Raw genomic sequence first — 21,210 nt, forward strand, 5'->3', positions numbered from 1 at the left:
GGCCAGCTCGAGCCCAGCAACGGCCGCGACGCGGGCCGCATCCCCGGCACCACCGTCGTCGACACGAAACCGATCGCCGACCCCGGTATCGAGGAGCATGTCGAGCGCTGGACCGATGTCGACGAGGGCGCCGCCCGCCGGTCGGCCCGCAACATCTCGGCGCTGTTCCTGCTGGCTCCGGTGTTCGCGATCGCCTATGTCGTGATCTATTTCGCCGTGCCGCGGGAGATGACCATCCGCGTGTCGGAGACCAGCCAGTTCTCGGCGCAGACCACGCTGCTCGGCGCGTGCCTCGGCCTGGCGCTGCTGTGCATCGGCGTCGGCGCGGTGCAGTGGGCGCGCCAGATCATGACCGACCACGAGGAGGCCGAGGAGCGGCACCCCGCCGCCTCCTCCGACGCGGATCGCGAAGCGATCATGATCGAGGTCGACAAGGGCATCACCCAGTCCGGCGTCAGCCGTCGGCAGATGATCCTGCGCAGCCTCGGCATCGGCGTCGGCGCGCTCGGTCTGCCCGCGATCATCTCCCTCGCCGACCTCGGCCCGTGGCCCACCCGGCCGGAGATCGACCGCACGATCGCGACGACGATCTGGTCGGAGGGGGTACGCCTGGTCAATGACGTGACCTACACGCCGATCCGGGCCGCCGACCTGCAGATCGGCCAGCTCGTCAACGCCCAGCCGGCCAACCTGGAGGAGCTGCACGGCACCGAGTTCCTGCAGCAGAAGGCCAAGGCGGCGATCATCATCGTCCGGATGAATCCGAACCAGATCGTCATCCCCGAGACCCGGCGTGACTGGCACGTCAACGGAATCTTGTGCTACTCCAAGATCTGCACCCACGTCGGCTGCCCGATCAGCCTGTGGGAACAGCAGACCCACCACCTGCTGTGCCCGTGCCACCAGTCGACGTTCGACCTCGGCCGCGCCGGGATCGTCGTCTTCGGTCCGGCGTCGCGTGCGCTGCCCCAACTGCCGATCACCGTCGACGGCGAGGGCTATCTGATCGCACGCTCGGGCTTCGTCGACGACGAGGGCCACAACCTGCCCACGGGCCCCAGCTATTTCGAGCGCGACTCGACCCACGACCTGACGCGCTCGCTGCCCGGAGAGGGTGAGAACTGATGGCGAAACCCAGCCAACGCGTGGAGGCGCCCGTCGACGACGCGGTCCCGGCCACCAGCCCCAAGCCGAAGCATCCGCTGCAGGCGGGTGCCGGCATCGCCACCTGGGCCGACGACCGGCTCGGCCTGGCCGGCCTGTTGAAGAAGAACCTGCGCAAGATCTTCCCCGACCACTGGTCGTTCCTGCTCGGCGAGATCGCGCTGTACAGCTTCATCATCCTGCTGCTCACCGGCGTCTTCCTGACGCTGTGGTTCAAGCCGTCGATGTCGGAGATCGAGTACGAGGGCTCCTACCAGCTCCTCCGTGGGCTCGAGATGTCGGAGGCCTACGCCTCGACGCTGAACATCAGCTTCGACATCCGCGGCGGCCTGCTGATGCGGCAGATGCACCACTGGGCGGCGATGCTCTTCCTCGGCGCGATGACCGCGCACATGCTGCGCATCTTCTTCACCGGGGCGTTCCGCAAGCCGCGCGAGCTGAACTGGCTGATCGGCATCGGCTTGTTGTCGATGGGCATCGTCGAGGGCTTCGCCGGGTACTCGCTGCCCGATGACCTGCTGTCCGGCACCGGCCTGCGGATCGCCGACGGCCTGATGCGCTCGGTGCCCATCGTCGGCACCTGGGCCGAGTTCTTGATCTTCGGCGGCGAGTACCCGGGCGACATCGTGATCGAGCGCTTCTACATGGCGCACATCCTGCTCATCCCGGGCCTGATCCTCGGCCTGATCACCGCGCACCTGGCGCTGGTCGTGTACCACAAGCACACGCAGTACCCGGGCCCGGGCCGCAAGGAGACCAACGTCGTCGGCTACCCGCTCTTCCCGGTCTACATGGCCAAGGCCGGCGGCTTCTTCTTCATCGTCTTCGGCGTGACGGCCCTGATGGGCGCGTTCATGCAGATCAACCCGCTGTGGACCTACGGTCCCTACAACCCGGCCGAGGTGACCGCCGGCTCGCAGCCGGACTGGTACATGGGCTGGCTGGAGGGCGGCCTGCGGATCATGCCCGGCTGGGAATGGGCGTGGGGCTGGATCGGGATCATCCCGCCGACCACCTGGTCGTGGAACGTGTTCCTGCCCGGCGTGGGCCTGATGGGCCTGTTGTTCACGCTGCTCGGCGCGTACCCCTTCATCGAGCAGTGGATCACCGGCGACAAGCGCGACCACAACATCCTGCAGTACCCGTGGCAGGCGCCCACCCGGACCGCGCTCGGCGTCGCCGGGATGTCGGTCTACGGCGTGTTCTGGATGGCGGGCGGCAACGACATCTTGGCCATCCAGTTCAACCTCAGCCTGAACTTCCTGACCGAGCTGTTCCGGATCCTGGTCTTCGCCGCACCGATCGCCGCGTTCATCATCACCCGGCGGATCTGCCTGGGCATCCAGCGGCGCAACGCCGAGCGGGTGCTGCACGGCGGCGAGTCCGGCCTGATGGAGCGCAGCCCCGACGGCGAGTACCACGAGGCGCACGTGCCGATCAGCACCGACGAGGCGTACACGCTCACCCAGGCGGCGGAAGACCGGCCCGTGCAGGCCGTGGAGGGCACCGACGAGCGCGGGGTGAAGCGCAAGAAGGGCGGGATCTCCAAGCTGCGGGCCGCCGCGAGCCGGTGGTACTTCGCCGACAACGTCCGCAAGCCCACGGCAGCCGAGATCGAGGCGGCGCACCACCACGACGAGCCCGAGGGCCACAGCGACTCCGGCAACGGCCACCACGCCGTGGACGGCGACGGCAGCGATCGCAGCGCGCTGGAGTCCAGCAAGCACTGAGCCCCGGGGGGTACGCCGCCCGCTCGGCGGCGCGTGGCAACGGGGCGTACCGCGTGGAACAATGACGCGGTGCGTTTCCTGAACCAGCCGCAGCACGACCTGACCTACAACGACGTGTTCATGGTCCCGTCGCGCTCGCAGGTCACCTCACGACTCGATGTCGACCTGACCAGCACCGACGGCCTCGGCACCCCGCTGCCGCTCGTCGCCGCCAACATGACGGCCGTCTCGGGCCGCCGAATGGCCGAGACGATGGCCCGCAGCGGCGGCGTCGCGATCATCCCCCAGGACATTCCGACCGATGTCGTCGCGGAGACCATCGGCAAGGTCAAGGGCTCCCACACGGTCTTCGACACCCCGGTCACGGTCACGCCGGGCACGACGGTCGGCGAGGCCATCAGCCTGCTGCCCAAGCGCGGCCACGGGGTCGTGCTGGTCGTCGAGGACGGTCTGCCGGTCGGCACGGTCACCGAGGCAGACGCCCAGGGCGTCGACCGGTTCGCCCAGGTCCGGACGATCATGGGCGGCGAGCTGGTCAAGGTCTCCCCCACCGACTCGCCGCGAGAGATCTTCGACCAGTTGTCCGCGGCGCACGACGACTATGCGATCGCGCTCGGCGACGACGGCCGACTGCTCGGTGTGATGACCCGCAAGGGCGCGCTGCGCGCCGCGATCTACGCGCCCGCGCTGGACGCCGACGGCCGGCTGAAGATCGGCACGGCGGTCGGCATCAACGGCGATGTGCCCGCCCGGGCCGAGGCGCTGCTCGCCGCGGGTTCCGATGTCCTCGTGGTCGACACCGCGCACGGCCACCAGGACAAGATGATCAACGTGCTGGAGGCGGTCCGCGATGTGCGGGACAAGCTGGCGCCCGGCATACCGATCGTGGCCGGGAACGTGGTCACCGCCGACGGTACCCGCGAGCTGATCGACGCCGGCGCCGACGTGATCAAGGTCGGGGTCGGTCCCGGCGCGATGTGCACGACGCGGATGCAGACCGGTGTCGGCCGGCCGCAGTTCTCCGCGGTGCTGGAGTGCTCGGCGGCCGCCCGCGAGCTGGGCAAGGCGGTCTGGGCCGATGGTGGGGTACGCCATCCGCGCGATGTCGCCCTTGCGCTGGCGGCGGGCGCGGGCTCGGTGATGATCGGCTCCTGGTTCGCCGGCACCCACGAATCGCCCGGCAACCTGATGGTCGCCGCCGACGGGCGCCCCTACAAGGAGTCCTTCGGGATGGCCTCGGCGCGCGCGGTGCGCAACCGGACCCGGGACTCCTCGGGCTTCGAGCGCGCGCGGGCGGGACTGTTCGAGGAGGGGATCTCGTCCTCGCGGATGTATCTCGACGCCGAGCGCCCCGGCGTACAGGATCTGCTGGACTTCATCACCTCGGGGGTCCGCAGCTCGTGCACCTATGCCGGAGCGGCCAATCTGCCCGAGTTCGCCGAGCGCGCCGTGATCGGCATCCAGTCCACGTCCGGTTACGACGAGGGCCGGCCCCTGCACGCCTCCTGGTGAGGCCGCGGCCGGTGTCGGAGCGCGGCCCTAGGCTGCCGGCATGGACAGCACGCGGTTGGCCCGGGACTATGTGGAGCTGCTGGAAGCGCGCGACTGGGAGCGCTGGGGCGCCTTGATGGACCCGGACGTCGTCTACCTGGCACCGCAGACGCAGGAGCGGGTCGACGGGCGCGAGGAGCTGGTGGGCTTCAACCAGCGCTACCCGGGCGAGTGGCACCTGCGGGTGGCCCGGCTGCATGCCGACGCCGCCGGCGCGGCGATCTGGATGGACGTGAGCCTGGACGGTGAGCCGCAGACCGGATTGGTCTGGCTGACCATCAGCGCCGGGTCGAGCGGCGAGCCGCTGATCACCGAGGTGGTCGACTTCTGGCCGCAGCCCTACGACATCCCGGAGCGTCGCCGCGAGGCCCCGACCGCGCCTGACCCGGGCCCCGCGTAGTCCCCGGCCCAGAGGGTCAGTGCTTGTAGTCGCCCACGTAGTACTGGTAGATCCAGCCGGAGAGCGCCCAGACGCCGACCGCGCCGCCGAGCAGGCTCAGCCACCAGCCGAACACGGGCCCGAGCACGAAGACGCCCGCGGACAGCGCGCACCAGAACGGCCAGATGCTGCTCGGCGGGAAGAACCCGATCACGCCGGCGCCCTCGGCGATCGTCGCGTCGGGGCGGTCCTCCAGGGTCGGGCCGATGGACTTGCTGGTCACCCGCAGATACCAGGAGATCATCAGGCACAACAGCCCCGACATGGTCAGCGCCACCGTGCCGACGATCTCGTGGCTCAACAGCCAGTAGATCGGCGTGACGATGAGCAGGAAGATGAAGACGGACATGAATGCCCAGAACGAGCCCCTCATCGGTTGCCCTCCGCCTTCTGCTCGGCCGAAACCGCTGCATCGCCGAGCTCGGCGCCCAGCACCTGGTCGTCGTTCTCGTCGTCTTCCTGCTGCACGTCCGGGTGGTTCACGTCGAACGCCGGGTAGCGCGAGCGGATCCGCGGCAGCTTGGTGAAGTTGTGCCGCGGCGGCGGGCAGGACGTCGCCCACTCCAGCGAGCGGCCCCAGCCCCACGGGTCGTCAACGGTCACCTTGGGCGACTTGCGGGTGATCCAGACATTCCAGAAGAACGGCAGCATCGAGATGCCCAGGATGAAGGCGCCGACCGTGGAGATCTGGTTCAACAAGGTGAACCCGTCGGTGGCCAGGTAGTCGGCGTACCGGCGCGGCATGCCCTCGGCTCCCAGCCAGTGCTGGACCAGGAACGTGGTGTGGAAGCCGATGAAGACCAACCAGAAGTGCAGCTTGCCGAGCCGCTCGTTGAGCATCCGGCCGGTCAGCTTCGGCCACCAGTAGTAGAAGCCCGCGAACATCGCGAACACCACGGTCCCGAAGACCACGTAGTGGAAGTGCGCCACCACGAAGTAGGAGTCCGAGACCTGGAAGTCCAGCGGCGGGCTGGCCAGGATCACACCGGTCAGGCCGCCGAAGAGGAAGGTCACCAGGAAGCCGGCACACCACAGCATCGGCGTGTCGAACGAGACGCTGCCGCGCCACATGGTGCCGATCCAGTTGAAGAACTTCACGCCGGTCGGCACCGCGATCAGGAAGGTGGTGAACGCGAAGAAGGGCAGGTTGACCGCGCCGGTGACGAACATGTGATGCGCCCAGACCGCCACCGAGAGCGCCGCGATGCTCAGCGTCGCGCCGACCAGCCCGACATAGCCGAAGACCGGCTTGCGGCTGAAGACCGGCAAGATCTCGGTGATGATGCCGAAGAACGGCAGCGCGATGATGTAGACCTCCGGGTGCCCGAAGAACCAGAACAGGTTCTGCCACAACAGCGGCCCGCCGTTGCCGGCGTCGAAGATCTGGGCGCCCATCACGCGGTCGGCCAGCAACATCAGGAACGCCGCGGCGATGATCGGGAACGCGATCAGCACCAGGATCGAGGTGACCAGCACGTTCCAGGTGAAGATCGGCATCCGGAACATGGTCATCCCGGGAGCGCGCAGCGCCACGATGGTGACGATGAAGTTCACCGCCCCGAGGATCGAGGAAAGGCCGACCAGGTACAGCCCGACGAGCCACAGGTCGCCACCGGGGCCGGGCGAGTTCACCGCATCGGACAACGGCGGGTACGCGAACCAGCCGAAGCTGGCGGCACCGGTCGGGGTGATGAAGCCCGACACGGTGATCAGGCCACCGACCAGATAGATCCAGTAGGAGAAGGCGTTCAACCGCGGGAACGCGACATCCGGCGCACCGATCTGCAGCGGCATGATCGCATTCGCGAACGCCGAGAACAGCGGTGTCGCGAAGAGCAGCAGCATGATCGTGCCGTGCATCGTGAAGAACTGGTTGAAGGTCTCGTACTGCAGGAACTGCAGACCGGGCGCGAACAGCTCGGCGCGGATGCCGAGCGCGAGCAGGCCGCCGAAGCCGAAGAAGAAGATGCAGGTGACGAAGTACATGTTGCCGAGCAGCTTGTGATCGGTCGTCGTCAGCATCTTGAAGATCAGCGTGCCGAGGCCCCGGTCGCGCTCGGCCTCCACCGGCGCGGCCGGCGTACCGACCCGTGCGGCAACTTCCTCAGCGGTGCTCATCGCGCGCCCTCCTGCGTTGCCTCTTCCTCGCCGTTCTCGGCGGGGACCGTCGGCGTCGCCACGCCACCACGGAAACCGTCGGCGCGGCCGGTCTTGCCCTGCGCAACCAGATCGGCGAGGTACGCATCGTACTCGGCCTGGCTGACCACCTTCAGGTTGAACAACATCGCCGAGTGGTAGGTGCCACACAACTCCGCGCACTTGCCGGCGAAGGTGCCCTCGCGGTTCGGGGTCACCTCGAAGCTGTTGGTGCGACCGGGGATGACGTCCAGCTTGAAGTAGAACGACGGGACCCAGAACGAGTGGATCACATCGGGGCTGTTCAGGTTGAACTTGATCTTCTGGTTGACGGGCACCAGGAAGGTCGGGGTGTTCTCGATCGTGCCGTTGTCGTAGGCGATCGGCTCGCCCGACTCGTCGAGGTAGTTGAAGGTCCACGACCACTTCTGCCCGACCACGTCGATCGTGACGTCCTGGTCGTTCTCCGCGGCCAGCACCCGGTTCTGCGTGTTCAGGGTGTAGTAGAACAGCGCGCCGATGATCAGGAACGGCACGATGGTGTACATCACCTCGAGCGGCATGTTGTAGGTGGTCTGCCGCGGGATCTGGTTCTTCGCCGAGCGGCGGTAGCGGGTGAACGCCCAGATCATCAGCCCCCACACGACGGCACCGACCGCGAGGCAGGCGATCCACGCGCCGACCCACAGGTCGCCGATGTAGGCCGCCTTGTCGCTCGACTGCTCCGGCAGGCCCAGGTAGCGGGCCCGTCCCGGACCGCCGGTGCCACAACCGGCGAGGACCACCGCCAGCGCCAGAACGCCCAGCGCTGCGGCCAGGCGGGGGCGCACACGACGTCGCGAAGTCAGACTCACGTGGGTCACATTAACGCATTTCGACCACCCGGATCGCACCCGGGCAGACCGTGCCGCCGGGCCCGCGACGGCGTACCCGAGACGGTGCCGGGAATCGTTGCGGACAACGAAAACGGCCCCGGATGCCGTGGCATCGTCGGGGCCGTTTCGCGGGCGTCTGATCAGTGGAAGCTGTCGCCGCAGGCGCAGGATCCGGTCGCATTCGGATTGTCGATGGTGAACCCCTGCTTCTCGATGGTGTCGACGAAGTCGATGGTCGCGCCCATCAGGTACGGCAGCGACATCCGGTCGGTGACCACGCTGACGCCGCCGAAGTCCTTCACGCTGTCGCCGTCGAGCTGCCGCTCGTCGAAGAAGAGCTGGTAGCGCAGACCGGAGCAGCCACCGGGCTGGACGGCGATCCGCAGCGCGAGGTCATCTCGCCCCTCGGCCTCCAGCAGGGACTTGACCTTCCCCGCGGCGACCTCCGTGAGCACCACGCCCCCGTCGACACCGGCCTCGCTCGTCTGGTCCTGAACCGTCATGTTCCCCTCCACTTCGCAGGCTGATTGTGGGTGGCTCGGCAACGAGTCTATGCCGCGACCGAGACGGCTCCAAACACCCGTCCGCTCAGTGTGCCCAGCTACGCGCGATCCGCGCGGACAGAGCCGTGAGCTGGCCGGGCGTGACATCGGGCTGCGCCGCGAGTGGCGAGGGATGCACGGCATGCGCGGCCTCGATCCCGAGGGTACGCATCTCGCGTGCGCCGATCAGGACCGTGCCCGCCAACAGCACCACCGGGGTCATCGACTCGGCACCCCAGCCGGCGACGGCGGCGATCACGCCCCCGCCGCGACGGGCGAAGTCGAAGGTGGTGCAGCCGGTGACGATCAGGTCCGCTGCCCGCAGGGTCTGTGGCAGGCGGGCAAGCTCGGCGATCAGCTCGCCGCCGGTGCGCACCCGGGCGCCGAGGGCCGCCAGACCGTAGGCCACTCCCCCGGCCCCCGCGCCGGGCGCCGCGGCGGCGGCCTCGTCGCCGCCCGCGCGGGTCAGCGCGGCGGCGAAGGACTCCAGGGCGGCGTCGGTGGCCAGCATGGTGGCGGCGTCGACATCGGCATCGCGGCCACGCAGGGAGGTGATGCCGCGCAGGCCGAGCAGGTGCCGTCCGGTCTCGTCGGCGGGCACGGCGAGATCGACGACGGTGGCGCCGAGGCGTTCGCGCACCGGACCCAGATCGAGATGACCGATGCCGCTCAGCCCGGCCGCGCCATGGTCGAGCGGACGATCGGCGGACGCGCCGAGCCCGGCGAGGATGCCCGCGCCCCCGTCGTGGGCGGCGCTGCGACTCAGGTCGAGGACGATCCGGTCCGGCGGCGTCCGATCGGCATCGAGCGCGTCGGCGAGTGCCCGGCCGACTGCCAGGGAGCTGGCGGACGGATCCCAACCGCCCGGGTCGGCCGTGGCATCGGCCACGGCGACCAACAGCACGCCCCCGGCGCGCACACAACTGGCGACGGCCGAGCCGTCCGGATCTCCCGGCAGCAGGGTGACCTCGGCGCCGAGCAGGTCGGCCACCGCCTGGTCCAACCCTTCGCCGGCCTCCCCGATCGGCACCACGGCGAGCTGGGCGTCGGGGGCGGTCTCGCGCCAACCGAGCGCGATTGCCTGCCCCGCGTCGGCAGAACTCAGCGAACCGATCCGGTCGCTGGCCACGAGTACGCGCATTCGCTCATCCTTGCGGAGCGGACCCCGGGTGACCAGTCGCGGTCGGATCAGCCGTTGGGGATCAGACCCTCGTCGCGATCGCCGAGCAGTTCGTGCACCTCCGCGAGCGACGCATCGGCCGCCGGCAGGATCAGATCGGAATCCACGAGCGCGTCGTCCGCGAGCGGCGTACCCGCATCGATCACGGCGGCGTGCAGGGCCTGCAGCGCCTGGCCCAGTGCCTCGGGATCCTCGGCCTTGACCGCGGCCTCGACCTGGTCGTCGAACGGATCCAGGGTCGCAACGGCGTCATCGGGCAACTCGAACTGGCCCTCGCCGACGATTCGGATGATCACCGCTGTCCTCCCTGGGCGGTGCCGCCCTGACCGTTGCCGTCGACCGGGTACGCCTCGAAGACCTGTTCGCCCTGTGCCTGGGCCTGCGGCTGCTGGGCGGGCTGACCGGCGCCGCCCTCGATCGCCTCGCGCTGCCCGCCGGCGGGGCCGGTGCCGAGCTGTGCCTTCATCGCGGCCAGCTCGTTCTCGACATCGGAGCCCGACGACAGCGCCTCCAGCTCGCGGGTCAGGTCGTCCTTTGCCGTGCCCGTCGGGTCCTCCAGGGCACCGCTGGCGAGCAGCTCGTCGATCGCGCCGGCGCGGGCCTGCATCTGCGCGGTCTTGTCCTCGGCGCGCTGGATGGCCATGCCGACATCGCCCATCTCCTCGCCGATGCCGGTGAAGGCCTCGTTGATCCGGGTCTGCGCCTCGGCGGCGGAGTAGGTCGCCTTGATCGTCTCCTTGCGGGTGCGGAAGGCGTCGACCTTGGCCTGCAGGCGGCGGCTGGCCGAGACCAGCTTCTCCTCCTCGCCCTGCAGTTGCGCGTGCTGGGTCTGCAGGTCGCCGAGCTGCTGCTGGATGCCCGACTTGCGGGTCAGCGCCTCGCGGGCAAGATCCTCACGACCCTGCTCGAGGGCGGCCTTGGCCTGGTTGTTCAGCTTGTCGATCTGCTGGTTGAGCTGGTTGGCCTGCAGCTCCACGCGCTTGCGGCTGGTGGCCACATCGGCCACGCCCCGGCGTACCTTCTGCAACAGATCAAGCTGTCGTTGGTAGGAGTAGTCAAGGGTCTCGCGCGGGTCCTCGACCTTGTCCAGTGCCTTGTCGGCCTTGGCGCGGAAGATCATCGACATGCGCTTGAATACGCCGCTCATGAAAAGCTGGGTCCTTCCCGTAGTTGACCGCCCGACACGTTGACCGCTGGACACGATGACCGCCGGCCACAAGTCTGATCGGTCACCAGCCTATGCGCATGGTGGGGCCGGCGACAGGGCACTGGGGCCGAGTCGGGGTAGGGCGCGGTTTCGATTCCGGGGCCCGCCGGTGCGAGAATGGCGGTTCGACCAGCCCCAGAAGCCGAACGTCGGCACTGACCAGGAGGATCCGGGTGCCCCTGTTTCGCCCCTACCAGCCGAGCGACCGCAGCGAGGAGGCGGAGTCCGGCAAGGTCCGTCGGGCGGTACGCCGGGAGCGTGCGGCGCAGGTGACCGAGCCCGCTCCGGAGCCGGAGAGCACCGACAGCACCGAGGATCTGGGGGTCGGCAGCGATGGTGCGGGCGGTCCGGTCGGGCGTACCCGGGAGAAGAACCGGCCCACCCGGACCCGCAAGGAGGCCGAGGCGGAGCGGCGGGCGAAGGCCCGGCCGAACCTGAGCAAGAAGGAGGCCCGCCGGTTGGCCACCAGCCAGCGCCGCGAGGCGCGGATGGCGGCGATGGCCGAGCGCGACAACACCCCGGAGAAGCAGTTGCTGCGGGACTTCTTCGACGCCCGGTGGAATCTGTTGGAGTTCTTGCTGCCGGCCCTGTTGCTGATGCTTGCGGGCACCGTGCTGGCCAGCGCGATCCCGGCGATCTCGACGATCAGCCTGGTGGTGACGTACGCCTTCCTCGGCCTCGCCCTGCTCGACTTCTTCCTCGCCTGGCGACGGTTCCGCGCGCTGCTGGACCTGCGGCTGCCGAAGTCGTCGCCGAAGGGCCTGCTGTTCTATGCGGTGAACCGGGCGATGCAGATCCGCCGGTTGCGGATGCCTCCCCCGCAGGTCAAGCGCGGCGAGAAGATCTGACCGGGGTAGCGTCTCCGCGTGGGTGATCAAGCGAACCGGATGCGGCGCGGCGAGTGGTATCTCGACGAGCCCGACCTGATCACCGAGCGCAGAGAATGCTGGCGGGTGCTCGACCGCTTCAACGCGACGGGTCCCGATGACGACGACATGCGCCGCGAACTCCTGGCCTCCCTGCTCGGTGAGCTCGGCGTCGGCGCCGTGGTGCTCCCGCGGTTTCGGTGCAGCTACGGCTCCCACACCCGGATCGGACCGAACGCGTTCGTCAACGAGGATGCGATCTTCATGGACGACGCGCCGATCACGATCGGCGCCGACGCCCGGATCGGCCCCCGAGCCCAACTACTGACCGCGCTGCACCCGATGAATGATCATGAACGCCGCCGCGCCGGCTGGGAACGACCCGAGCCGATCACGGTCGGTGAGAATGCCTGGCTCGGCGGCGGCGTGATCATCTGCCCCGGGGTGACCATCGGCCGCGATGCCGTGATCGGCGCCGGCAGTGTCGTCACCCGCGATGTGCCGGCCGCGACCTTCGCAGCCGGCAATCCGGCCCGGGCGATCCGCGATCTGTGATCACTCCGGCCCGGGACGAGGTTCGCTCAGCGCCGCGGGAACTCCCCGCCGGCACCGTCCGGCCCGGGCGCTTCGTCGGCGGGGCCGCTCCCGGGCCCGTCACCGGGGTAGGTGCCGGCGGGTGGCGTACCCGGTGTGGCCCACCCGGGCACGACGGTGCCGGGCGGAACCGGTCCGCCCTGCATCCAGCCGTGATAGAGCTCCCGATAGCCGTAGTCGGTCTGACCGGGCACGGAGTAGCCCGTCCCGGGTCGCGGCACCGGGAAGTTGGCGCCGAACTGCGGCGGGCCGGCCGGCGGATAGGTCTGCAGGAAGACCAGCGACTCATACGGATCGGGCCAGTCGCGGGTCGGCGCGGAGCCGCTGGGCAGCGACGGGATCCCGCTCGGCACGAACTTCGGCGGCCAGAACAGCGCGCCGGGCTTGCTGCGGTCGCGCAGCGCCTGGGTCCGCCAGGTCAGCACCGGATGGCTCTGCATCAGGTTGACCAGCCAGGTCCACAGGCTGCGCTCCTGGGTGGCCCGGTCGGCGAACTCGTTGGTGTCGACGTTCACGTTGAGGTACTTGCCGGCCGCGAGTGTTGCCATCGCCCCGGACGCGCCGGGCGCGCAATAGCGGTAGCCGTAGTTGTCCGCGGTGTACTCCTGCGCGCGGGACAAGAACCCGCGCAGCGGCGGGATCTGGTTCAGCGCGGTGGTGAAGACCAGCCGGAAGTAGCTGACGTGGCCGGCGGCGATGTGGCCCACCTCGTGGCCGATGATGAAGCGCAGCGCGTCCGGGTCCCGGGCCTCGCCACCGATCTCGAACAGATCGGAGTAGACCGCGACGAACCGCCGGAATCCGTGCCCGGCGGCGAAGGCGTTGATCTGGCCGTTGCCGAGCACCACATAGGCATCGGGGACGCGGCGCAGGCCTGCCTCGTAGGCCGCCTCGCAGACCATCCGGTAGCCCTGCGGGAACTGCGTCGGGCTCATCCGCACGCTGTTCACCCGTAGCTGCGCATACATCGTGGCGCGACTGACGAAGATGATCAGCGGCAGCAGCAGGGCGAGCAGGATCAACTGGTCCAGCACCCCGCTGGTGTCGCCATCGGTGACCGGCGTACCGGTGGCGATCAGCACGATCAGCACCACCACGCCCACGTAGTTGGCCAGGGTCAGCGCGATCCCGATCACCAGCCAGGGCAGCTCGCCCGGGTGCCGCATCGCCAGCCGCTGCGGGCCGGGCGTGATCGTGGCGAAATTGGTCAGCGTCGGTGCCGCCGGATCCCGCTGCTCCGGCGTGGGGTCCGGGGGCACCGCTGGGGGGACGTTCTGGCTCACGAGATCGACCCTAGCGAACCGACGGCTGCACGAAAGGCGGCTTGTGGATGGCGAAGTCGGTGACCCGGCCGCGGATGTCGACGCCGACGGTCCCCTCGGCGACGGCGGTGTCGATCAGCGCCAGCGCGATACCGGTCCTGAGCGTCGGCGAGAAGGTGCCCGAGGTGACGACGCCGATCTCGGCCCCGTCGGCGTCGCGTACCGCCATCCCCGGCCGCGGAATCCCGCGCCCGGTCGCCTGCAGGCCGCGCAGGGTACGCCGCGGCCCGGCCTCCTTCTCCGCGCGCAGCGCCTGATGCCCGGCGAACTCGGGCTTCTTCCAGCCGACCGCCCAGCCCAGCCGCGCCTGCACGGGACTGATCGTGGGCGAGATGTCCTGGCCGTGCAGCGGGTAGCCCATCTCGGTACGCAGGGTGTCCCGCGCGCCGAGGCCCGCCGGGGTCAGCCCGGCGCCCTCCCCCGCCGCCAGCAGCGCGCGCCACAGCGCGGGCCCGGTGGCGCTCGGCGCGACCAGCTCGTAGCCGCGTTCGCCCGTGTAGCCGGTGCGGCAGACGGTGATCGGCTCGCCGTCGAAGTCCGCGGCGACCCAGGACATGTAGTCGTGCCCGGTGGGCAGGCCGGCCGCGGACAACACCTCATCGGCGCGCGGACCCTGGACGGCCAGCACCACGAAGTCGCGGTGCTGGTCGGTGACCGTGATGCCCTCGGGCGCGGCAGCGGCGAGGATGCGCACGACCTCGGCGGTGTTCGCCGCGTTCGGGATGAGGAACACCTCGTCGTCGGAGCGCAGATAGGCGATCAGGTCGTCGACCACGCCGCCGTCGGGCGTGCAGAGCAGCGTGTACTGGGCCTGCCCGGGCCCGATCTTGTCCAGGTCGCCGGCGAGCTGGGTGTTCAGGAAGTCCTTCGCGCCCGGGCCGGCGACGAGGGCCTTGCCCAGATGGCTGACGTCGAAGATGCCCGCCGCGGTCCGCACGGCGGTGTGCTCGGCGACCACGCCGGCGTACTCCAGCGGCATCGTCCAGCCGCCGAACTCGGCGAACTTCGCGCCCGCCTCGACATGGCACTCGTGCAGCGGGGACTCGATCGGCGTGCTCATGTCGCCACACGTTAGCCTGACCGGGCACCGCCGACGCGCGTGCGCGTACCCACCGGAAGGAACCCGCTGTGTCTGCTCCCGCCCTGCCGCCGATCGAACTGGTCAAGACGCCGCCCAAGCAGCTCGACGCGCTGATCGTCGGCGCCCGGGACACCGGCGACGGGCTGGCCGTGGTCGGGCTGCCGGACGCGCTCACCAAGACGTTCGGGAAGGGATTCGGCGGGCCGCAGGCGTATGCGGCCGCGATGGGGGTCACCGGCAAGCTCGGCGAGACCACGGCGCTGTCCGGCGACGGGGTCCGGGTGGTCGTGGTCGGGCTGGGTGATGCCGAGCCCGATCCCTACGACCTGCGTCGGGCCGCCGGTGCCGGGGTCCGCGCCGCTGCCAAGCTGGCCGGCAGCGACCCCCTCGACGTGGCCGTGTCGCTGGATGCGACCGAACCGGAGCTGCTGCGGGCGGCGGCCGAGGGCGCGCTGCTCGGGGCGTACGGCTTCGCGGGAATCCGGTCGGAGGAGCAGCCCGCGAAGATCGCCCGGATCAGCCTGGTCGGCCCGGCGCGCGCCGCCGGGACGGAGGCGGTACGCGAGGGCGCGGTGATCGCCGAGGCGGTCGCCCGCGCCCGGGACTGGGTGAATCTGCCCGCCAACCTGCTCTATCCCGAGACGTTCGCCGCCCAGGCCAAGGAGCTCGCCAAGGGCACCAAGCTCGGCGTCGAGGTGCTCGACGACAAGCAGCTCGCGGCGGGCGGCTACGGCGGCCTGACCGCGGTCGGCGGCGGCTCCTCGCGCGGCCCCCGCCTGATCCGGGTGACCTGGGCGCCGCGCGGGGCGAAGGCGCACCTGGCGCTGGTGGGCAAGGGCATCACGTTCGACTCGGGCGGCCTGGACATCAAGCCGCCGGACGCGATGTACACGATGAAGTGCGACATGGCCGGCGCCGCCGCCGTGCTCGCCGCCGTCCGGGCGATCGCCGATCTCGGCCTGAAGATCAAGGTCACCGCCTATGCCGCCTGCGCAGAGAACCTGCCGTCCGCGACGGCGTACCGGCCGAGCGATGTGTTGACCATGTACGGCGGGAAGACCGTGGAGAACGGCAACACCGATGCCGAGGGCCGGCTGGTGATGGCGGACGCGCTGGCCCGCGCGACCGAGGACTCCCCCGACGCCCTGGTCGACGTGGCCACGCTGACCGGCGCCGCGATGATCGCGCTCGGCGACTCGGTCGCCGCCGTTCTGTCGCCCGACGAGGAACTCGTCGACGCCGTGATGGACGCCGCCGATGCGGCCGGCGAATTGTTCTGGCCGCTGCCGATCACCGAGGAGGCCCGCGACAAGCTCACCTCGCAGGTCGCCGACGTGAAGTCGACCGGCGACCGGGCGGGCGGCGCGCTGACCGCGGCCGCGTTCCTGGAACACTTCGTCGCCGATGTGCCGTGGGCCCATCTGGACATCGCCGGGCCGGCCTTCGTCGGTGGCAAGAGCCCCGACACCCACATCGGCCCCGGCGGCACCGGCGCGGCGGTCGCGACGCTGGTCGAGCTGGCCCGCGGACTGGCCCGCTGAGCTACTCGCCCGGCCGCAGCTTCTGCCGCCGGTTGTAGTCGCGCAGCCGCTGCGGGTAGCCGCTGACCAGCGCGTCGAAGACGGGGATCTGCGCCCGCTTCGCAAAGCCCCGTCCCCACGCGGCGTCCGGGATCCTGCGCCGCGTGGACTCACCGTCGTGGGCGACCAGCAGCAGCGACAGCCGGTCCAGCGTGGTCGGTGGCTCGATGAAGGCCTCGACGCCGGCGCGGGTCGCCGCGAAGTCCTTCAGATGTTCCTCGGCCGCGGCGATCTCGGCGCGCGCCATCTGCTCGCCCTTCGGTTTGCGCCCGCGCAGCCGGTCCAGCCATGACATGGGACCAATTATTGCCACCATCGCGAGCGCCGGGGGTGTCGCCGACCCGGGACGCTTCCCCGGTGGGCGAGACGGATGCCTGTCTGACAGGATCGCGGCATGGCTGACCAGAACTACGACGTGGTGGTGCTCGGCGCCGGCAGCGGCGGGTACGCCTGTGCGCTGCGCGCCGCCGAGCTGGGGCTCTCGGTGGCGCTCGTGGAGCGGGACAAGGTCGGCGGCACCTGCCTGCACCGGGGCTGCATCCCGACCAAGGCCTGGCTGCACGCCGCCGAGGTCGCCGATGTCGCACGCGATGCCGAACAGTTCGGTGTCCGGGCCAGCCTCGACGGCGTCGATGCGGCCAGGGTCGGTGAGTACGCCGACCAGGTCGTTGCCCGCCTGTACAAGGGCCTGACCGGTCTGGTCGGCAGCCGCGGAATCGAGACGGTCGCGGGCTCCGGAGTCGTCGAGCGCGAGGGCGATCGGGTCGTGGTCCGGGTCGGCGACCGGACGCTGCGCGGGGCGGCCACCGTGCTGGCGACCGGTTCGGCGCCGCGTACCCTGCCCGGCATCGAGCCGGACGGCGAGTTGATCATGAACTCCGATCAACTGTTGCGCGCCACCGAGCTGCCGCAGTCCCTGATCGTGCTGGGCGGCGGCGTGATCGGCGTCGAGTTCGCCAGCGCGTACGCCTCCCTCGGCACCAAGGTGACCATCGTCGAGGCCCTCGACCGGCTGTTGCCGACGGAGGAGCCGGAGTCGTCGAAGGCGCTGGAGCGCGCCTTCCGCAAGCGCAAGATCGAGATCGTCACCGGTCGGCCGGTGGCCGGCGTGCGGACCGCCGACGACCGGGTGCACGTCGAGGTGGAGGGCGGGCGCGAGCTGGTCGCCGACCGGCTGCTGGTGGCCGTGGGTCGCGGCCCGGTGAGCGAGGGGCTCGGCTATGAGGCCGCGGGTGTCGAGACCACCCGCGGTTTCGTGATCACCGACGAGCGGCTGCGCACCTCGGTTCCGGACGTGTACGCCGTGGGCGACCTCGTGCCCGGCCTGCAACTCGCCCACCGCGGCTTCGCGCACGGGATCTTCGTCGCCGAGGAGATCGCCCATGCCCAGGGCCTGCTCGACGAGGCGCCGGCCCCGGTCGCGGACTCGACGATTCCGCGGGTCACCTACAGCCATCCCGAGGTCGCCTCGGTCGGCCTGTCCGAGGTCGCTGCCCGCGAGGGTGGCGAGGTGGAGACGTTCAGCTACGAGCTCGGCGGCAACGGCAAGTCCCAGATCCTGAAGACCGCGGGCTTCGTGAAGCTGGTACGCCGCAAGGACGGCCCCGTGCTCGGCGTACATCTGGTCGGCGACCGGGTCGGCGAACTGATCGGGGAGGCACAGTTGATCACCGCGTGGGAGGCCTTCCCCGAAGACGTCGCCGCGCTGATCCACGCCCACCCGACGCAGAACGAGGCGCTCGGCGAGGCCCACCTGGCGCTCGCGGGCAAACCGCTGCACGTGCATGGCTGACAGGCCGCACTCCGGCAGGCGGCTGCGGCTAGGCTGACCCGGAGCGAACCGTTCGAAGGAGAAGCTGGGAGATCATGTCGACCCCTGTTGAATTGCCTGCTCTGGGCGAGAGCGTCACCGAAGGAACCGTGTCCCGCTGGCTGAAGCAGGTGGGCGACACCGTCGAGGCCGACGAGCCGTTGCTGGAGGTGTCCACGGACAAGGTCGACACCGAGATTCCGTCTCCGGTCGCGGGCACGCTGCTGGAGATCAAGGCCGCCGAGGACGAGACCGTCGAGGTCGGCGCCGTGCTTGCCGTGATCGGTGACGCATCGGAGGCCTCCGGCGACGGCGACACGTCCGGATCCGGCGACGCGGCTGCCGAGGACGAGGCTCCGGCCGAGAACGACGAGGTCCAGGAGCAGGCCGACGCCGGCGATCAGGCCGCTCGGACCAACCAGCAGGCCGACGACCCCAACCGCGAGGACGCCGCCGAGGCGGCCGAGCAGCCCGCGCCGTCGGCCGACACCGCTCAGGCGTCGGGCGGATCCGGCACCGAGGTGAAGCTGCCCGAGCTGGGCGAGTCGGTCACCGAGGGCACGGTCTCGCGCTGGCTGAAGAGCGTCGGCGATGCGGTCGAGGTCGACGAGCCGCTGCTGGAGATCTCCACCGACAAGGTCGACACCGAGATTCCCGCCCCCGTCGCGGGCACCCTGCTGGAGATCCGCGCGGATACCGACGATGTCGTCGAGGTCGGCGGCGTTCTCGGCGTGATCGGCGAGCAGGGCGCCGCTCCCGCCGATGGTGGCGGCGAGCCCGCGGGCGACGAACCGGCCGCCCAGCCGACGTCGGAGCCGGATCCGGCCGAGCAGGCCGACGATGCGAGCGAAGCCGACGCCGGTGACGAGGGCGGCCAGGCACCGATCCCGACGCCGGACGACGACGGCAGTTCCGCCGCGTCTGACGAGCCGCCGAAGCAGCCCGAACAGCCGAAGCAGACGGAGCAGCCCAAGCAGGACGAGCAGCCCAAGCAGGACGAGCCGAGGCAGGACGAGCCGAAGCGGGCCCAGGCCGGCGAGCAGCAGGGCGCGGACCGCGCACCCGCCGCGCGCCGGGCGGGCGGGGACGACTCGGGCTATGTCACGCCGCTGGTCCGCAAGCTCGCGCAGCAGCACGATGTCGATCTGTCCTCGATCGAGGGCACCGGCGTCGGCGGCCGGATCCGCAAGCAGGACGTGCTTGCCGCGGCCGAGTCCGCCAAGGCCCCCGCCCCGGCGCAGCAGCCCCCCGCCTCCTCGGCGACGGGCGACAAGGCTCCGGCCCAGGTCGAGGTCAGCCCGAAGCGCGGCACCACGGAGAAGATGTCGCGGCTGCGGAAGACGATCGCCACCAAGATGGTCGAGTCGCTGCAGACCTCGGCCCAGTTGACCGCGACCGTCGAGGTCGACCTGACCCGGGTCAGCCGGCTGCGCAACGCGATCAAGGACGAGTTCGCCGCCCGCGAGGGGGTACGCATCTCCCACCTGGCCTTCATCACGAAGGCGGCGATCGAGGCGCTCAAGGCGTACCCGAATCTGAACGCGACCGTCGACACCGAGGCGGGCGAGATCACCTATGCCGCAGCGGAGAACGTCGGCATCGCCGTCGACACCGAGAAGGGCCTGATCGTCCCGGTGATCAAGAACGCCGGCGACCTGTCGATCGCCGGGATCGCCAAGCAGATCAGCGACCTGGCCGCGCGTACCCGTGATTCCAAGATCGGGCCCGACGACCTGACCGGGGGCACGTTCACGATCACCAACTACGGCTCGGCGGGCACGCTGTTCGACACCCCGATCATCAACCAGCCACAGGTCGGCATCCTCGGCACCGGCGCGATCGTGAAGCGGCCGATGGTGATCAGCGACGAGAACCTGGGCGAGACGATCGCGGTCCGCGACATGATGTACCTCAACCTCACCTACGACCACCGCGTGGTCGACGGCGCGGACGCGGCACGCTTCCTGACCGCGGTGAAGGCGCGCCTCGAGGAAGGTGATTTCGGCGCCGAGCTCGGGGCCTGACGGTCGCGGCACGGCTGATCACCCCGGAGCCCCGGCGGTGATCAGCCCATGCCTGCGGTGATCAGCCCGACGCCCGCACCGACCAGCCCGATCACCAGGCTGGCAACCCCGGCCCAGAGCAGCACGATCAGCCGGCTCGGCCGGGCCGGGTCCTGGCCGAGCACCGACAAGAAGAATCCGGCCGGGATCAGGATCGCCGAGAACAGCACGCCGCCGGAGAGCCAGCTCCACGGCGCGGCCACGCCACCGAGGGTGACGTAGAGCTCGATCACCATGCCGAGGATGACCAGCACCCCCGCATGCGCGTGACCGGCTCGGAAGAACGACTTCTGCAGCGCATTCGCCTCGTGCCGACCGGTCGCCACCCGGAGCAGGAAGGTGCCGCCGAAGGCGATGGTGATCACGATCAGCACCAGGATCCCGGTGCTGACCAGTTGTGTGTCCGACAGCGGCATCGCCCGCCCCCAATCTTTCCAGTGGAAACTTGTCAGTGCCAAGACTGACCGATCCCATCACCGGACCGCAAGTCTTTCCGGTGGTAAGTTTTTGCCATGTCGTATCACCACGGCGACCTGCGCCAGGCCTTCCTGGCCGCCGCGGCGCGCGCGATCGAGGCCGACGGCGTCGACTCGCTCAATCTGCGCGCGCTGGCCCGCGAGCTCGGCGTCACCCACACCGCTCCCCGGCACCACTTCGGCGACCGGCGCGGCGTGCTCACCGCGCTCGCCAGTCAGGGCCACGACCTGCTCACCGGCCAGCTCGCCAAGCACGAACGACTGATCGACTCAGGCGTCGCCTACGTGCTGTTCGCCGTCGCCCATCCCGCCCACTTCAGGGTCATGTTCGCCCCCGAACTGCTGGACAACGACGACCCCACCCTCGGCGCGGCCCGCGATCGCCTGGCCGACGAGCTGACCCGCGGAGCGGGGCAACCCCGCGGCGCCAGCCCATCGGGAGATCCGGCGCTGCTCGCCCCGTGGGGCCTGGCCCACGGCATCGCCACGCTGGCCGTCGCCGGCAACCTCGGCCCGACCGACACCCCCGCATTCCGGAAGCTGGTGCGGGCGACCCTGGGACGGCTGGCCACGACATCGCAGGCGTAGGCTGGC

21 protein-coding genes are annotated in these 21,210 nt (G+C 70.2%); 10 read left to right on the forward strand and 11 right to left on the reverse strand.

Annotation, left to right across the window (positions count from 1 at the left end; all coding sequences use genetic code 11):
• Window positions 1-39: 39 nt before the first annotated feature.
• The 4 genes from qcrA (at window position 40) to ACXDC7_RS14430 (ending at window position 4,845) form a co-directional block, all read left to right on the forward strand.
• Window positions 40-1,125: a cytochrome bc1 complex Rieske iron-sulfur subunit gene (gene qcrA / locus ACXDC7_RS14415; RefSeq protein ID WP_179446608.1), complete on the forward strand. Its 1,086-nt coding sequence runs from the start codon at window positions 40-42 to the stop codon at window positions 1,123-1,125.
• Window positions 1,125-2,894, forward strand: coding sequence for a cytochrome bc1 complex cytochrome b subunit (qcrB, locus tag ACXDC7_RS14420; RefSeq protein WP_179445779.1), 1,770 nt, complete (start codon window positions 1,125-1,127; stop codon window positions 2,892-2,894). Before qcrA ends, qcrB begins: the two co-directional genes overlap by 1 nt.
• Window positions 2,895-2,963: 69 nt before the next feature.
• Window positions 2,964-4,406: a GuaB1 family IMP dehydrogenase-related protein gene (locus tag ACXDC7_RS14425; RefSeq protein WP_459222530.1), complete on the forward strand. Its 1,443-nt coding sequence runs from the start codon at window positions 2,964-2,966 to the stop codon at window positions 4,404-4,406.
• 40 nt (window positions 4,407-4,446) lie between these two features.
• Window positions 4,447-4,845 (forward strand): nuclear transport factor 2 family protein, encoded by a 399-nt coding sequence (locus tag ACXDC7_RS14430; protein WP_459222531.1) that lies wholly within the window; start codon window positions 4,447-4,449, stop codon window positions 4,843-4,845.
• A 16-nt stretch (window positions 4,846-4,861) separates the two neighbouring features.
• Here ACXDC7_RS14430 and ACXDC7_RS14435 read toward each other — a convergent pair whose 3' ends face one another.
• The 7 genes from ACXDC7_RS14435 to ACXDC7_RS14465 form a co-directional block, all read right to left on the reverse strand.
• On the reverse strand, window positions 4,862-5,257 hold the full coding sequence (locus ACXDC7_RS14435; protein WP_459222532.1) for a cytochrome c oxidase subunit 4: 396 nt from the start codon (window positions 5,255-5,257) through the stop codon (window positions 4,862-4,864).
• Entirely contained in the window at window positions 5,254-7,002 is a 1,749-nt protein-coding gene (gene ctaD / locus ACXDC7_RS14440; protein WP_459222533.1) for an aa3-type cytochrome oxidase subunit I, read from the reverse strand. Before ctaD ends, ACXDC7_RS14435 begins: the two co-directional genes overlap by 4 nt.
• Window positions 6,999-7,874 (reverse strand): aa3-type cytochrome oxidase subunit II, encoded by an 876-nt coding sequence (gene ctaC / locus ACXDC7_RS14445; protein WP_459222534.1) that lies wholly within the window; start codon window positions 7,872-7,874, stop codon window positions 6,999-7,001. The genes ctaD and ctaC overlap by 4 nt, the downstream gene beginning before the upstream one ends.
• A gap of 161 nt (window positions 7,875-8,035) precedes the next feature.
• The gene (locus tag ACXDC7_RS14450) at window positions 8,036-8,398 is read right to left on the reverse strand and encodes a HesB/IscA family protein (RefSeq protein ID WP_179445774.1); all 363 of its coding nucleotides are present in this window, start codon (window positions 8,396-8,398) and stop codon (window positions 8,036-8,038) included.
• 85 nt (window positions 8,399-8,483) lie between these two features.
• Window positions 8,484-9,578 carry a glycerate kinase gene (locus tag ACXDC7_RS14455; protein WP_459222535.1) on the reverse strand — a complete coding sequence of 365 codons (1,095 nt, stop codon included), beginning with the start codon at window positions 9,576-9,578 and terminating at the stop codon, window positions 8,484-8,486.
• A 47-nt stretch (window positions 9,579-9,625) separates the two neighbouring features.
• Entirely contained in the window at window positions 9,626-9,913 is a 288-nt protein-coding gene (gene pspAA / locus ACXDC7_RS14460) for a PspA-associated protein PspAA (RefSeq protein WP_179445772.1), read from the reverse strand.
• Window positions 9,910-10,764 carry a PspA/IM30 family protein gene (locus tag ACXDC7_RS14465; RefSeq protein ID WP_179445771.1) on the reverse strand — a complete coding sequence of 285 codons (855 nt, stop codon included), beginning with the start codon at window positions 10,762-10,764 and terminating at the stop codon, window positions 9,910-9,912. Before ACXDC7_RS14465 ends, pspAA begins: the two co-directional genes overlap by 4 nt.
• 233 nt (window positions 10,765-10,997) lie before the next feature.
• On the opposite strand from ACXDC7_RS14465, the gene ACXDC7_RS14470 reads away from it, so the two are divergent.
• Together ACXDC7_RS14470 and ACXDC7_RS14475 are read left to right on the forward strand one after the other, a co-directional pair.
• Window positions 10,998-11,672: a DUF3043 domain-containing protein gene (locus ACXDC7_RS14470; protein WP_179445770.1), complete on the forward strand. Its 675-nt coding sequence runs from the start codon at window positions 10,998-11,000 to the stop codon at window positions 11,670-11,672.
• Window positions 11,673-11,690: 18 nt separating this feature from the next.
• Window positions 11,691-12,245, forward strand: coding sequence for a sugar O-acetyltransferase (locus ACXDC7_RS14475; RefSeq protein ID WP_459222536.1), 555 nt, complete (start codon window positions 11,691-11,693; stop codon window positions 12,243-12,245).
• A gap of 26 nt (window positions 12,246-12,271) precedes the next feature.
• On the opposite strand, the gene ACXDC7_RS14480 is transcribed toward ACXDC7_RS14475, so the two are convergent.
• On the reverse strand, window positions 12,272-13,567 hold the full coding sequence (locus ACXDC7_RS14480) for a M48 family metallopeptidase (protein WP_459222537.1): 1,296 nt from the start codon (window positions 13,565-13,567) through the stop codon (window positions 12,272-12,274).
• 10 nt (window positions 13,568-13,577) lie between these two features.
• Window positions 13,578-14,666, reverse strand: a complete 1,089-nt coding sequence (gene gcvT / locus ACXDC7_RS14485) for a glycine cleavage system aminomethyltransferase GcvT (RefSeq protein ID WP_459222538.1) — start codon at window positions 14,664-14,666, stop codon at window positions 13,578-13,580.
• Window positions 14,667-14,734: 68 nt separating this feature from the next.
• Between gcvT and ACXDC7_RS14490 the strand changes: the two genes are divergently transcribed.
• Window positions 14,735-16,228, forward strand: a complete 1,494-nt coding sequence (locus tag ACXDC7_RS14490) for a leucyl aminopeptidase (RefSeq protein ID WP_179445767.1) — start codon at window positions 14,735-14,737, stop codon at window positions 16,226-16,228.
• A gap of 1 nt (window position 16,229) precedes the next feature.
• Here ACXDC7_RS14490 and ACXDC7_RS14495 read toward each other — a convergent pair whose 3' ends face one another.
• Entirely contained in the window at window positions 16,230-16,562 is a 333-nt protein-coding gene (locus tag ACXDC7_RS14495; protein ID WP_459222539.1) for a hypothetical protein, read from the reverse strand.
• Window positions 16,563-16,661: 99 nt separating this feature from the next.
• Here ACXDC7_RS14495 and lpdA point away from each other — a divergent pair, with 99 nt between their 5' ends.
• Both lpdA and sucB read left to right on the forward strand, forming a co-directional pair.
• Complete coding sequence (lpdA, locus tag ACXDC7_RS14500) at window positions 16,662-18,059, forward strand: dihydrolipoyl dehydrogenase (protein ID WP_459222540.1); 1,398 nt, start codon at window positions 16,662-16,664, stop codon at window positions 18,057-18,059.
• A 74-nt stretch (window positions 18,060-18,133) separates the two neighbouring features.
• On the forward strand, window positions 18,134-20,101 hold the full coding sequence (sucB, locus tag ACXDC7_RS14505) for a 2-oxoglutarate dehydrogenase, E2 component, dihydrolipoamide succinyltransferase (protein ID WP_459222541.1): 1,968 nt from the start codon (window positions 18,134-18,136) through the stop codon (window positions 20,099-20,101).
• Between the two features lie 41 nt (window positions 20,102-20,142).
• Here the strand turns inward: sucB and ACXDC7_RS14510 are convergent, their stop codons facing one another.
• Window positions 20,143-20,556, reverse strand: coding sequence for a hypothetical protein (locus ACXDC7_RS14510; RefSeq protein ID WP_459222542.1), 414 nt, complete (start codon window positions 20,554-20,556; stop codon window positions 20,143-20,145).
• Window positions 20,557-20,652: 96 nt separating this feature from the next.
• Here ACXDC7_RS14510 and ACXDC7_RS14515 point away from each other — a divergent pair, with 96 nt between their 5' ends.
• The gene (locus tag ACXDC7_RS14515) at window positions 20,653-21,204 is read left to right on the forward strand and encodes a TetR-like C-terminal domain-containing protein (protein WP_459222543.1); all 552 of its coding nucleotides are present in this window, start codon (window positions 20,653-20,655) and stop codon (window positions 21,202-21,204) included.
• Window positions 21,205-21,210: the final 6 nt, after the last annotated feature.

The organism is Naumannella huperziae (assembly GCF_054073625.1).